12 protein-coding genes are annotated in these 12,529 nt (G+C 58.5%); 7 read left to right on the top strand and 5 right to left on the bottom strand.

Features of this window, described 5'->3' with window-relative positions:
• The first annotated feature begins 46 nt into the window (after window positions 1–46).
• Together AACY30_RS08710 and AACY30_RS08715 are read left to right on the top strand one after the other, a co-directional pair.
• Window positions 47–1,393: a carbohydrate porin gene (locus AACY30_RS08710; RefSeq protein ID WP_339417110.1), complete on the top strand. Its 1,347-nt coding sequence runs from the start codon at window positions 47–49 to the stop codon at window positions 1,391–1,393.
• Between the two features lie 102 nt (window positions 1,394–1,495).
• Window positions 1,496–2,341, top strand: a complete 846-nt coding sequence (locus tag AACY30_RS08715; RefSeq protein ID WP_339438098.1) for a D-hexose-6-phosphate mutarotase — start codon at window positions 1,496–1,498, stop codon at window positions 2,339–2,341.
• A gap of 114 nt (window positions 2,342–2,455) precedes the next feature.
• Here the strand turns inward: AACY30_RS08715 and AACY30_RS08720 are convergent, their stop codons facing one another.
• Window positions 2,456–3,316 carry a MurR/RpiR family transcriptional regulator gene (locus AACY30_RS08720; protein ID WP_339436061.1) on the bottom strand — a complete coding sequence of 287 codons (861 nt, stop codon included), beginning with the start codon at window positions 3,314–3,316 and terminating at the stop codon, window positions 2,456–2,458.
• A gap of 219 nt (window positions 3,317–3,535) precedes the next feature.
• Between AACY30_RS08720 and zwf the strand changes: the two genes are divergently transcribed.
• The 3 genes from zwf to AACY30_RS08735 are packed head-to-tail and all read left to right on the top strand — an operon-like array spanning window position 3,536 to window position 6,385.
• Complete coding sequence (gene zwf / locus AACY30_RS08725) at window positions 3,536–5,002, top strand: glucose-6-phosphate dehydrogenase (protein WP_065873547.1); 1,467 nt, start codon at window positions 3,536–3,538, stop codon at window positions 5,000–5,002.
• The gene (gene pgl / locus AACY30_RS08730) at window positions 4,989–5,702 is read left to right on the top strand and encodes a 6-phosphogluconolactonase (protein ID WP_339417107.1); all 714 of its coding nucleotides are present in this window, start codon (window positions 4,989–4,991) and stop codon (window positions 5,700–5,702) included. The genes zwf and pgl overlap by 14 nt, the downstream gene beginning before the upstream one ends.
• A gap of 17 nt (window positions 5,703–5,719) precedes the next feature.
• Window positions 5,720–6,385 (top strand): bifunctional 4-hydroxy-2-oxoglutarate aldolase/2-dehydro-3-deoxy-phosphogluconate aldolase, encoded by a 666-nt coding sequence (locus tag AACY30_RS08735; RefSeq protein WP_065873545.1) that lies wholly within the window; start codon window positions 5,720–5,722, stop codon window positions 6,383–6,385.
• 142 nt (window positions 6,386–6,527) lie between these two features.
• Here AACY30_RS08735 and AACY30_RS08740 read toward each other — a convergent pair whose 3' ends face one another.
• Both AACY30_RS08740 and AACY30_RS08745 read right to left on the bottom strand, forming a co-directional pair.
• Window positions 6,528–7,703 (bottom strand): aminotransferase class V-fold PLP-dependent enzyme, encoded by a 1,176-nt coding sequence (locus tag AACY30_RS08740; protein ID WP_339540164.1) that lies wholly within the window; start codon window positions 7,701–7,703, stop codon window positions 6,528–6,530.
• 9 nt (window positions 7,704–7,712) lie between these two features.
• Window positions 7,713–7,949, bottom strand: coding sequence for a DUF3820 family protein (locus AACY30_RS08745; RefSeq protein ID WP_010208204.1), 237 nt, complete (start codon window positions 7,947–7,949; stop codon window positions 7,713–7,715).
• Between the two features lie 206 nt (window positions 7,950–8,155).
• On the opposite strand from AACY30_RS08745, the gene AACY30_RS08750 reads away from it, so the two are divergent.
• Window positions 8,156–8,623 carry a ferritin-like domain-containing protein gene (locus AACY30_RS08750; RefSeq protein ID WP_339470171.1) on the top strand — a complete coding sequence of 156 codons (468 nt, stop codon included), beginning with the start codon at window positions 8,156–8,158 and terminating at the stop codon, window positions 8,621–8,623.
• Between the two features lie 145 nt (window positions 8,624–8,768).
• On the opposite strand, the gene AACY30_RS08755 is transcribed toward AACY30_RS08750, so the two are convergent.
• Window positions 8,769–9,239: a MaoC family dehydratase gene (locus AACY30_RS08755; protein ID WP_339417104.1), complete on the bottom strand. Its 471-nt coding sequence runs from the start codon at window positions 9,237–9,239 to the stop codon at window positions 8,769–8,771.
• Between the two features lie 71 nt (window positions 9,240–9,310).
• Window positions 9,311–10,255, bottom strand: coding sequence for an alpha/beta hydrolase (locus AACY30_RS08760; RefSeq protein WP_339470172.1), 945 nt, complete (start codon window positions 10,253–10,255; stop codon window positions 9,311–9,313).
• Between the two features lie 234 nt (window positions 10,256–10,489).
• Between AACY30_RS08760 and fadD2 the strand changes: the two genes are divergently transcribed.
• Entirely contained in the window at window positions 10,490–12,178 is a 1,689-nt protein-coding gene (fadD2, locus tag AACY30_RS08765) for a long-chain-fatty-acid--CoA ligase FadD2 (RefSeq protein WP_339470174.1), read from the top strand.
• Window positions 12,179–12,529: the final 351 nt, after the last annotated feature.

Genomic DNA, 12,529 nt, shown 5'->3' on the forward strand with positions numbered 1-12,529 from the left:
CGTTAAATAAAAACAGTTTAATAACAATAAAGACGAGGATGTAGGGATGAAAAAGCAACACAACAACACTCGATTGATCTGCCAAATGTCAGCCGCAGCAGCCCTGGTATTGTCCGCCAATGCGATGGCGGCCGATGCGTTCAGCGCTGATTCGAAGTGGATGACCGGCGATTGGGGCGGTGAACGTACCAAGCTGATCGAGCAAGGTATCGACATCAAGGCTGACTACGTAGGGGAGATGGGCTACAACGCGCATGGCGGTTACAACACCGACAAGACGGGTCGTTACGCCGACCAGTTCGGTTTGGGCGTAGCGCTGGACCTGCAAAAGCTGTGGGGTTGGGATAACACCCAGGCCAAGATCCAGTTCACCAACCGTAATGGCCAGAACATCTCCAACGACCGCATCGGCGACCCACGTGCCGGCACGCTCAGTTCGTCGATGGAAGTCTACGGCCGTGGCCACATGGTGCGTCTGACCCAGTTCTGGATCCAGCACCAGATGTTCGACAACAAGCTGGACGTCAAACTCGGCTACTTCGGTGAAGGCGAAGACTTCAACACCTTCCCGTGCGACTTCCAGAACCTGTCGTTCTGCGGCTCCCAGGTCGGCAACTACGTGAACACCTGGTACAACTGGCCCGTCAGCCAGGCCGCGATCCGCGTGAAGTACAACATCACGCCTGAGCTGTATGCGCAAATCGGTGCCTACAACCAGAACCCATCGCAGCTCGAGCACGGCAACGGCTTCAAGCTCAGCGGCAGCGGCACCAAGGGCACCGTGATTCCTGTGGAATTGGTTTGGTCGCCGAAGGTCAACAACCTGCCGGGCGAATACCGTGTGGGTTACTACAAGAGCGCGGCTGATGCTGCCGACGTACGTGAAGACGTGAACGGCAACGATGCGGCTACCACTGGCGCCGCGTACCGTACCCGCAGCAGCAAGAAAGGCTACTGGTTTGTTGCCCAACAGCAACTCACCACGCATAACGGCGACGCTTCCCGCGGCTTGAATATCGCGGCCAACGCCACCTTCCACGACAAAGAAACCAACCTGGTCGACAACTACCAGTCGTTGATGCTGGTGTACAAAGGCCCATTCGACGCACGTCCAAAAGATGACGTCGGCATTGGCGCTGCTCGCCTGCACGTCAACGATGACGTGAAGAAGAACGCTGAGCTGCTGAACGTCGCCAATGGTGTGAATGATTACGACAATGCGCTGTTCTCGCCCATTCGCGAGACCGAGTACAACTTCGAAATCAACTACGGCTTCCACGTTACCAACTGGCTGACCGTGCGTCCTAACCTGCAATACGTCGTCCAGCCTGGCGGCGTGGATAAAGTCGACAACGCGCTCGTGGCGGGTCTGAAAATTCAGTCTACGTTCTAACGCTGTTGCGATAAGCTCCTCTCTCTGTGCGCATTTTGCGGGTAGCCATGGCTATCCGCTTTTTTTTGGGTCGCATTGTGAAGATATTCAGGACCGTGGCACATGCATGAGCAACCGCTGCAACGTTTTTTCAAATCCCTGCGCGAGCGTCCAGTGTTCGCCTGGGAGCGCTTTCAGATGCGCGATGTATTGGTCATTGATCATCCGCTGTGCCAGGCGGTGTTCAGTCGCCAGGGCGCGCAGCTGTTGCACTTCCAACCCCGTGGCCAGAAACCCTGGTTGTGGTGTGCAGCCAAGTGGCCACAGGTCGGCGCCATCCGTGGTGGCGTACCGGTGTGCTGGCCGTGGTATGGCCGCCACCCGAGCGAAAATGCCTGGCCGTCCCATGGCTGGGCGCGGCTGATCGACTGGAAACTGCTCGACAGCAGCACTGACGACGAGGGTGTGCGCCTGCACTGGCAATTGCAGTTGTGCGACTGGCAGGTGGACTTGCACGCGCACCTGGGGGAGACCCTGGAACTGCGCCTGAGCACCGAGCACCAGGACGAGCTGCCGTGCCAGCTGAGCCATGCTTTGCACGCTTATTGGCGTATCGGTCACGTTGATGAGGTAGCGCTGTCTGGGCTTGATGGCGCGCAAGGTTACGACCAGCTCAATCGCCAGGTTTGCCAGCAGGAAGGTGAGCTAAGGGTAGAGGGCGGGTGCCAGCGGGTGTTTCAGCATGACGGTGAGTTGCAGCTCAAGGACCATGCCTGGCAGCGGGAACTGTGCATTGATACGGGTGACAGCGCCGACACGGTGGTGTGGCATCCCGGCAGCCGGCCACTGTTGGGGGTGAGCTTTAACGAGGCGTCGGGGTTTGTGTGCGTGGAGTCGGCGATGCCCGGGGCCAGTTTGGCGCCGGGGGAGAGGGCGCATTTGAGTTTGCAGGCGCGGGCAGGGTTTTAGCGGTGTGGCTGATGACGCTATCGCGGGCAAGCCCGGCGCCCACATGGGAATGCATTCCAGTGTGGAAGCGGGCTTGACCGCGATCAGGCCGGTAGTGCCACGGCAAATTTCTGTTTAGTTGAACTCATCGCCCACCGGATACCGGCTGTCATTCAAGCTTTCCTTGATCTTGCGCAAATGCGGCTGGAAATCCACGCCACGACGCAAAGTCATGCCGGTCGCCAACACATCCAGCACCGTCAACTGGATGATCCGCGAGGTCATCGGCATGTAGATGTCGGTGTCTTCCGGCAGCGGAATGTTCAAGCTCACCGTACTGGCCTTGGCCAGCGGCGAATTCTCAGCCGTCACGCCCAGCACGGAAGCGCCGTTTTCCCGTGCGATCCTCGCCACTTCCACCAGCTCACGGGTACGCCCGGTGTAGGAAATGATCACGAACAACTCGCCCGTGTGCGCCACCGAGGCGATCATGCGCTGCATCAGCACGTCGGCGTGGGCGGTAACGGCCAGGTTGAAACGGAAGAACTTGTGCAGCGCATCCATGGCCACCGGGGCCGAAGCGCCCAGGCCGAAGAAGTGGATCTGCCGTGCCTGGATCAACAAATCCACGGCTTTGCTGATCAGGGCAGGGTCCAGCGCCTGGCAGGCACTGTCCAGCGAGGCGATGGCGCTGCCGAAGATTTTCTGGGTGTAGGCCTCAGGGTTATCATCGGCCTCCACCGCGTGGCTGACATACGCCGCGCCACTGGCCAGGCTTTGCGCCAGCTGCAATTTCAGTTCAGGGTAACCGCTCACGCCGAACGAACGGCAGAAACGGTTGACCGTCGGTTCACTGACCGAGGCAGCCTGGGCGAGGGCGGCGATAGAGAAGCGGGTCGCCTGCTGCGGGTTGAGCAGGATGACCTCGGCGACTTTTTTCTCTGCCTTGTTCAATTCTTCGAGGCGATTCCGGATCTGTTCCAGAAGATTTCGCACGCGGTCCATTCAGTCTTTCCTTCGGGCGACGATGCAAATAAAAGGTGGCGACCAATCGATGAGTGGTCTTTTGCGGTGGCCTATCCTACTGAGGGTAGCTGAACACCACCACTCGCAATGCGTATTTCGGGAAAATGTTGTGGTTATTACTACATTTTTCCTTGAGTGATGCCTTGAAAAAAGGTATTTGTAGCTTAACTTGATAAAAGAACAAACATCATGCCTTCGATAACCGTAGAACCCTGCACCTTTGCCCTGTTTGGCGCCTTGGGTGATCTGGCGCTGCGCAAGTTATTTCCTGCCCTCTATCAACTCGATGGCGCGGGGCTGCTGCACGACGACACGCGCATCCTGGCCCTGGCCCGTGAAGCCGGTTCCGAGCAACAACACCTGGCCCATATCGAGCAAGCACTGCGCAAATACGTCGGCAAGGAACTGGACGAAGCCATCGCCCAGCGTTTCCTCGCGCGCCTGACTTACGTTCACGTCGACTTCATGAAGGCTGATGACTACGTGGCCCTGGCTGAAATCGCCGGCACCGAGCAGCGTCTGATCGCCTATTTCGCCACGCCTGCAGCAGTCTACGGCGCGATCTGCGAGAACCTGTCCAAGGTCGGCCTGGCGGAAAACACCCGCGTCGTGCTGGAAAAGCCGATCGGTTCGGACCTGGAGTCCTCGCGCAAGGTCAATGACGCCGTTGCGCAGTATTTTCCGGAAAACCGCACCTACCGCATCGACCACTATCTGGGCAAGGAAACCGTCCAGAACCTGATCGCGCTGCGTTTCGCCAACAGTCTGTTCGAAACCCAGTGGAACCAGAATTACATTTCCCACGTGGAAATCACCGTGGCCGAGCAGGTCGGTATCGAGGGCCGTTGGGGCTACTTCGACAAGGCCGGCCAACTGCGCGACATGATCCAGAACCACCTGTTGCAACTGCTCTGCCTGATCGCCATGGACCCGCCGGCCGACCTGTCCGCCGACAGCATCCGCGACGAGAAGGTCAAGGTGCTCAAGGCCCTGGCGCCAATCAGCCCGGACGGGCTAACCACCCAAGTGGTGCGCGGCCAGTACATTGCCGGCTACAGCGCCGGCAAGCCAGTGCCGGGTTACCTGGAAGAAGAGAACTCCAACACCCAGAGCGACACTGAAACTTTCGTCGCCCTGCGCGCCGATATCCGCAACTGGCGTTGGGCCGGCGTGCCGTTCTACCTGCGCACCGGCAAGCGCATGCCGCAGAAGTTGTCGCAGATTGTCATCCACTTCAAGGAACCGTCCCACTACATTTTCGCCCCCGAGCAGCGCTTGCAGATCAGCAACAAGCTGATCATCCGCCTGCAACCGGACGAAGGTATTTCCTTGCGCGTGATGACCAAGGAGCAGGGCCTGGACAAGGGCATGCAACTGCGCAGCGGCCCACTGCAACTGAATTTTTCCGACACCTACCGCAGCGCACGGATTCCCGATGCTTATGAGCGGTTGTTGCTTGAAGTGATGCGCGGCAATCAGAACCTGTTTGTTCGCAAAGATGAAATCGAAGCCGCGTGGAAGTGGTGTGACCAGTTGATCGCCGGGTGGAAAAAATCCGGTGATGCGCCCAAGCCGTACGCGGCGGGTTCCTGGGGGCCGATGAGCTCGATTGCACTGATCACGCGGGATGGGAGGTCGTGGTATGGCGATATCTGAATTGAAACTGCCTCAGGGTGTCAGCGCCCATGAGTACCGTACGCCGGCCTTGTTGGCGGACGGCCTGGCCAATGACGTGGCCGAACAACTGCGCGGGGCTATCAGTGCCCGTGGCGAAGCGACCCTGGTCGTCTCCGGCGGGCGTAGCCCCGTGGCGTTTTTCCAGAACCTGGCCAAGCAAGGCCTGGACTGGTCCAAGGTCACGGTCACGCTGGCCGATGAGCGTTGGGTGCCGGTTGAGCACGCCGACAGCAATGCCGGCCTGTTGAAGCAACACCTGCTGCAGGGCCCGGCGGCCAAGGCCAGGTTCCTCAGCCTGTACAGCGCCGCAGCTAATCTTGAAGACGCTGCCGAGCAGGCTGATCGCCTGCTGGGCGAGTTGCCAGCCATCGATGTGCTGGTGCTCGGGATGGGCGATGACGGCCACACCGCATCGCTGTTTCCCAACAGCCCGAACCTGATTGAAGCCTTGCAGGCCGACGGTACCCGCCGTTGCTGGCCGATGCTGGCGCCGACCGTGCCACATCAGCGCCTGACCATGAGTCGCGCCCTGCTGGCCACTGCCCATTACACCGTCCTGTCGATTTCCGGCAGTTCGAAGTTGACCACCTTGAGCGCCGCGCTGGCCAGTGACGATGTCTCTGCCATGCCGATTCGCGCGTTTTTGCAACCTACATTAGAGATTTACTGGTGCCCATGAGCCAAGGATCAGCCGCTATGAAAAGCCCTCAACCGACCGTGTCCATGGCGGATAAAGTTGCCCTGATCGACAGCCTCTGCGCGAAGGCGCGGATCCTGCCGGTGATCACCATCGCCCGCGAACAGGACATCCTGCCGCTGGCCGATGCCTTGGCAGCCGGCGGTTTGACCGCATTGGAAGTGACCCTGCGTTCCGAGTTCGGCCTCAAGGCCATTCAGGTATTGCGCGAGCAACGCCCTGAACTGTGCACCGGTGCCGGCACTGTGCTGGATCGCCACATGCTCGAAGCGGCCGAAGTGGCGGGCTCGCAATTCATTGTCACCCCCGGCATTACCCGCGACCTGCTGGAAGCTTCGGTGCACAGCCCGATTCCGCTGCTGCCGGGCATCAGTAATGCGTCGGGCATCATGGAAGGCTATGGCCTGGGCTATCGCCGCTTCAAGCTGTTCCCAGCCGAAGTCAGCGGTGGCGTTGCTGCCATCAAGGCCCTCGGTGGCCCGTTTGGCGAAGTGAAATTCTGCCCGACTGGCGGCGTTAGCCCGGCCAATATCAAAAGCTACATGGCGTTGAAAAATGTGATGTGCGTGGGTGGCAGCTGGATGCTCGATCCTGAGTGGATCAAGAACGGCGACTGGGCTCGTATCCAGGAAGTCACCGCCGAAGCGCTGGCACTGTTGGATTGATCTGATTTATCGAATCGTTGTTGCTGTGCTTAACGGCATTTTTGCGGTGCACTTGGTCGGTGTGCCGCTTTTTTTTGCCTGCAGAAAACCTCAAGAACATTGATGTTCAGATGCAGGAGCTGGCAAGCCAGCTCCTGCATTTTTAATCTGCGTTCAGTTGGGTAATTGCTTGGACCAACACATTGATATCTGCCGATGAAGTCAGCAACCCCGGCGTCACCCGGATACAGGTGCCAAATGCTGCGCCGGTGCGGGTAGTGGTAAACAAGTCATAGTCCTTGAGCAGCCTATCCACCATCACCTGCTGATCCCGCCCGACAAACTTGAACGCCGTAATCCCGCAATACAGCCTCGGATCATCCGGGGTCAGCACTTCAATCCCCGGCAACGCCCGCACCTGGCTTACCCACCGATCCCGCAGGTAGTTCACCCGCGCACCCTTGGCCGCCGAGCCACCCAATTCCCGGTGCTCTTCAAACACTAACGGCAAGGTCATCAGCGCTGGAAAGTTCGGCGTGCTGTAGGACGTGCGCGCGCGTACGTCGGTAGCCGGGTAGTGAAACTCGCCCATGTCCGTGTCGATATCGCCCAGGCGCTCCGGGGCGATGTACAGAAAGCCCACTGTCAACGGCGCGCCGATCCATTTGTGCAAGTTGAAGCCGGCAAACTGAATGCCCAATTCGGCGAGGCTGAACTCGATCTGGCCCAGAGCGTGGGCGCCATCCAGGATCACATCGATTTCATGCTCGCGCGCCGCCTGGGCAATCGCTGCAACGGGCATGACCAGCCCGGTGCGGTGGGTAACGTGGGTCAGCGCCATCATTTTGAGGCGTGGGTACATAACGAACGCTTCGCGATAAGTGTGCACCAGGCTGTCGAAACTGGCCGGGTGCGTGTGGGACAGTTCGATCACCTCCACGCCGCGATAGCCTGCCAGCCAGCGCATGGCGCCTTTCACGGTGTCGTACTCCAGGTCACTGATGAGCACTTGATCGCCCGGTTGCAGGCGGTTGTAGTTGCGGATCAGCGATTGCAGGGCTTCAGTGGCGTTACGGGTAAAGGCCACTGACGCTGGGTCGACATCCATTAGCCCGGCCAACTGCCGACGAATCTCGACGTTTTCGCCTGTTTCGAACGTCTGACGCACATAGAGCGAGTTGCTGCGGTTGATAAACGCAACGTGTTCCAGGTACTGCGTTTGCACCGCTTGGCTCATGTGGCCGAAGTAGCCGTTTTCCAGATTGATCGGGCCGGGTTCCAGGGCATAGCGCTGGGCGATGGCCAGCCAGTGAAGTTCGTTGTCTGCATTGCGTGGCATAGGGCGCTCTTAATGACGAGGGGCGGGTTTACCGTGTTTAGCGCGCAGCGGTTCAAGCAATTCAGACAATCCGTTGCTGTCGATTTCCTGCATCAATGCCAGCAACCCCCCCAATTCGCCGTGAGGGAAGCCTTCACGGGCAAACCAGTTCAGGTAGGGGCCTGGCAGGTCGGCGATGATCCGTCCCTTGTATTTGCCGAAGGGCATTTCGCGGGTGATCAGTAGTTCGAGTTTTTCGGGGTTCATGGGCGCTTCGTGAAGGTCAGTCGTAGCAGTGGAAAATACAGGCATTCTGCATGAAGGCCAAATGACAGATCATGCAAAAAACGCAAATACAGAAGGTTCAAGAATTTTTAAGCTATTGATTTATAAAGACAAATATTTTTTAAGGAAGCTGGCACGGACGCTGCAATTCTTATTGCAACCTTCTAACCTGCCAAAGGAATTGAAAAATGACTGACATCAATAAAGAATCCATCTCCGTACTCAACGACCTGATCGAGACCAGCATTGACGGTCAGAAAGGTTTCAAAGAGTGCGCTGAAGACATCAAGCACCCAGAACTCAAAGCACTGTTCGCCAAACGTTCCACTGATTGCGCGACAGCTGCAGCTGAACTGAAAACCGCCGTACGTGCCCTGGGTGGCGATCCGGAAGATTCCGGCAGTGTTTCTGGCGCCCTGCACCGCGGCTGGGTCGATGTTAAATCGATGGTGACTGGTAAAGATGAAGAAGCTGTGCTGAATGAGGCCGAGCGCGGTGAAGATCACGCACTGAAGGCTTATCGTGAAGCGATTGAGAAGATCAACAACCACAACCTGCTGGGTATTCGTGATCTGGTTGAGCGTCAGTACCACGGCGTACAACGTAACCACGACCAGGTAAAAGCCCTGCGTAACCAGGCTCGCGCTCAGTCGTAAGCTTCGCGCTGTAAATGCTGTAAACAATGTGGGAGCGGGCTTGCTCGCGAGTGCGGTTTTTCAGTCTCATCTTTATTGACTGAACTATCGCTTTCGCGGGCAAGCCCGCTCCCACATTTGTAGTGCGTGAATCTTAAGATCTGGGTCAGCCGATGCTGATTGGCGGCAGCTCGGTCAAAGTAACAACCTGCTGCTTACGCGGCGCCAAAATCTCCGCCTCACCGTCCACCACCAATTCATCACGCTGGTTGAACACACGGGTGGCAATCCGCACACGAAACTTCGGCAACTTCTCGAGAATTTCCAGGCGCACGGTCAGGGTGTCGCCGATCTTCACTGGCTTCTGGAAGCTCATCTGCTGGCCAATGTAGATCGTGCCCGGCCCAGGCAACTCGCAAGCAACCGCCGCGCTGATCAGGGCGCCGCTGAACATGCCATGGGCGATACGCTCCTTGAACATGGTGGCCTTGGCGTATTCGGCGTCCAGGTGCACCGGGTTGTGGTCACCGGACATGGCGGCGAACAGCTGGATATCGCGCTCTTCCACCCGCTTGCTGTAGCTGGCGGTCTGGCCGACTTCGAGGGCTTCGTACGGGGTGTTGGTTACCTGGGTCATCTAAAGGTGCATCCTGTGGCTAATCGGTAATTTAATTGGCTGATTTTAAAAGGCTAATTTTCACAAAGAGGTTATTCGCAGCGAGTCGGCCTGCGTAATGTCAGGGCCTGGTCGAGCCACGCCAGCACATCCGCTGTAACGTGATCACGGTTGGTTTCATTGAACACTTCATGGCGCGCCTGCGGGTAGATATTCAGGTGCAGGTGCTGGCAGCCGGCTTCACGCAACGCATGGGCCAGGCTTTTGAGACGCTTGCCTTCACTCACCGGATCACATTCGCCGCCCATCACCAGGATCGGCAGGCCCGGATCGATCTGCGCGAGATTGGACGCTTTGCTGATTTGCTGCAAGCCGCCGAGCAGGTCGATCCACAGTTGGTTGGTGCAGCGGAACCCACACAGCGGGTCATTGATGTAATTATCAACTTCGGCCGGGTCACGGCTGAGCCAGTCGAAAGCGGTGCGATTGGGTTTGAACGCCTTGTTGAACGATCCAAACGACAGGAATTCGATCAGCGCACTGCGCCCGCGCAAGCCCTGGCGCAAGCGTTCGGCCCGGGCAATCACCCGTGCGGCGCGATACAGCGCCACCGGCTGGAAATTCGAACCGCTGAGAATCACCCCATGCAGGCTGGCGCTATGGTGCAGCAAGTACGCCTGGGCGATATAACTGCCCATGCTGTGGCCCAGCAGAATGATCGGCAGCCCCGGCTGCTGTTGGCCGATATGCTGGTTGAGGCTGGCGAGGTCGCCCACCACTTTGTTCCAGCCGTCCTTTTCGGCGTAGAGGCCCAAGGAGCCTTCATCGGCAGTACGGCCATGGCCCCGCTGGTCCAGCGCATATAAACCGTAGCCGGCGCCGCACAAGGCTTCAGCCAGGCGTGCATAACGACCGCTGTGCTCGGCCATGCCATGGGACAGCATCACCACGGCCTTGGCGCAGCCGTCGGGCATCCATTGGTTGACGTACAGGCGGCTGCGGTCATTCGCGGTCAGCCAGAAGGTGCTGTGGTTCATGGCGGTTCCTTTGCTCACGTTCTGCTCAAGGTCTGCGTTGCAGTGTATAGCTCATCCCACGGAAGCGTCTGATCAGTGCGGGCACGTGTAGGAAGATTCACGCAATCAATGAAGCGCCGTCCTGTATTTGCCTGTTTGGCCATAGCTGCTAACGTCCCCAAAGCTCCGCTTTTTATCGCTGTACACTTTTGCAGCAGCAGCGGCCGGACACACTCAGGTAAGAGGACAAGAATAATGCAACCTGATTTCTGGAATGACAAACGCGCGGCGGGCGTTCCCAATGACATCGACCTGGGGGCCTACAAGTCGGTGATCGAAGTCTTCGAGCGCTCGTGCAAGACTTTTGCCGACCGTCCGGCATTCAGCAACATGGGCATCACCCTGACCTACGCCGAGCTTGAACGCCAGAGCGCGGCGTTTGCCGGCTACCTGCAACAGCACACCGACCTCAAGCCGGGCGAGCGTATCGCGGTACAAATGCCCAACGTGCTGCATTACCCGATTGCCGTGTTCGGCGCACTGCGCGCCGGGCTGATCGTGGTCAACACCAACCCGCTGTACACCCCGCGCGAGATGCGTCATCAGTTCAAGGACGCTGGCGTGCGGGCGCTGGTCTACCTCAACCTGTTCGGTTCGCGGGTGCAGGAAGTGTGCAGCGACACCGAGATCGACTACCTGATCGAAGCCAAGATGGGCGACTTCATGCCCGCCGCCAAGGGCTGGCTGGTCAATACCTTGGTTGATAAGGTCAAGAAGATGGTCCCAGCCTACAGTCTGCCGCGCGCCGTCTCCTTCAAGCGGGCGTTGCGCATGGGCTCGGGCCTGGGTCTTACCCGTCACCCGATGACCCTGGACGACATCGCCGTGCTGCAATACACCGGCGGCACCACCGGCCTGGCCAAGGGCGCGATGCTCACCCACGGCAACCTGGTGGCCAACATGCAACAGGTGCACGCCTGCATGTCTCAGACCGGCGAGGACGGCCACCCGCTGATCAAGGAAGGGCAGGAGGTGATGATCGCGCCGCTGCCGCTTTACCACATCTATGCATTCACCGCGAACTGCATGTGCATGATGGTCTCCGGCAACCATAACGTGCTGATCACGAACCCACGGGACATCGGCGGCTTTATCAAAGAGCTGAAGAAGTGGCGGTTTACCGGGTTGTTGGGGCTAAACACGCTGTTTGTCGCGTTGATGGACCACCCGGACTTCAAGACCCTGGATTTCTCCCACCTCAAGCTCACCAACTCCGGCGGCACTGCGTTGATCAAGGCCACAGCTGAGCGTTGGGAGCAAATCACCGGTTGTGCGATTGGTGAGGGCTATGGCCTGACAGAAACCTCCCCTGTGGCCAGCACCAACCCGTACGGCAACAAATCCCGGCTGGGCACCGTGGGCATTCCGGTGCCGGCCACGGCGATGAAGGTGATTGATGATCAGGGCGTCGAGCTGCCGTTGGGCGAGCGCGGCGAGCTGTGCATCAAAGGCCCGCAGGTGATGAAGGGCTACTGGCAGCAACCGGCCGCCACCGCCGAGGCCCTGGACGCCGAGGGGTGGCTGAAGACCGGTGACATCGCGGTGATCGATGACGATGGCTTCGTGCGCATCGTCGACCGCAAGAAAGACCTGATAATCGTCTCGGGCTTCAACGTGTACCCCAACGAAATCGAAGACGTGGTGATGGCCCACCCGGCCGTGGCCAACTGCGCGGTGATTGGCGTGCCGGATGAACGCACCGGGGAGGCGGTGAAGCTGTTTGTGGTGGCGCGCGCGGAGGGTGTGAGCCTTGAGGAGTTGAAGGCGTACTGCAAGACCAACTTCACGGGGTACAAAGTGCCTAAGCATATTGTGTTGCGCGAATCGTTGCCGATGACGCCGGTGGGGAAAATTCTGCGGCGTGAGCTGCGCGACATCGCCTGATTTGAAACGGGGTAAAAGATGCGGGAGCGGGCTTGCTCGCGAATGCGCGGGATCAGTCACCAAATGTATCGACTGAACCACTGCATTCGCGAGCAAGCCCGCTCCCACATTCTTATTTGTCGCTCTGTAGCGCGCATTCCAGAGCCGTTTTCTAGCTTATAGAATCTTTGCTCTAAAAATGACCACTGGCTATTCTTGAGTCATGTTTATGACCGTAGGGCCCTCGTTTGGCTCTAGGCGGCCCTTGGCAAAGCTGCTACTCTCGGCGCGCTTTGTGACGTCTCGGCCTGCTTTAAAGCGCCAGATTCACCTAAAAAACACACACCAATAATAATCGCATCAAATGCGATG

Origin of the sequence: Pseudomonas sp. RA_5y_Pfl1_P24, from assembly GCF_963970945.1 — a bacterium.
Classification (GTDB): domain Bacteria; phylum Pseudomonadota; class Gammaproteobacteria; order Pseudomonadales; family Pseudomonadaceae; genus Aquipseudomonas; species Aquipseudomonas tritici.

Excerpts from the sequence above, each read along its gene's own strand:
- AACY30_RS08710 (WP_339417110.1), top strand. The coding sequence starts at position 47 with ATGAAAAAGCAACACAACAACACTCGATTGATCTGCCAAATGTCAGCC.
- AACY30_RS08715 (WP_339438098.1), top strand. The coding sequence starts at position 1,496 with ATGCATGAGCAACCGCTGCAACGTTTTTTCAAATCCCTGCGCGAGCGT.
- zwf (WP_065873547.1), top strand. The coding sequence starts at position 3,536 with ATGCCTTCGATAACCGTAGAACCCTGCACCTTTGCCCTGTTTGGCGCC.
- pgl (WP_339417107.1), top strand. The coding sequence starts at position 4,989 with ATGGCGATATCTGAATTGAAACTGCCTCAGGGTGTCAGCGCCCATGAG.
- AACY30_RS08735 (WP_065873545.1), top strand. The coding sequence starts at position 5,720 with ATGAAAAGCCCTCAACCGACCGTGTCCATGGCGGATAAAGTTGCCCTG.
- AACY30_RS08740 (WP_339540164.1), bottom strand. The coding sequence starts at position 7,703 with ATGCCACGCAATGCAGACAACGAACTTCACTGGCTGGCCATCGCCCAG.
- AACY30_RS08745 (WP_010208204.1), bottom strand. The coding sequence starts at position 7,949 with ATGAACCCCGAAAAACTCGAACTACTGATCACCCGCGAAATGCCCTTC.
- AACY30_RS08750 (WP_339470171.1), top strand. The coding sequence starts at position 8,156 with ATGACTGACATCAATAAAGAATCCATCTCCGTACTCAACGACCTGATC.
- AACY30_RS08755 (WP_339417104.1), bottom strand. The coding sequence starts at position 9,239 with ATGACCCAGGTAACCAACACCCCGTACGAAGCCCTCGAAGTCGGCCAG.
- AACY30_RS08760 (WP_339470172.1), bottom strand. The coding sequence starts at position 10,255 with ATGAACCACAGCACCTTCTGGCTGACCGCGAATGACCGCAGCCGCCTG.
- fadD2 (WP_339470174.1), top strand. The coding sequence starts at position 10,490 with ATGCAACCTGATTTCTGGAATGACAAACGCGCGGCGGGCGTTCCCAAT.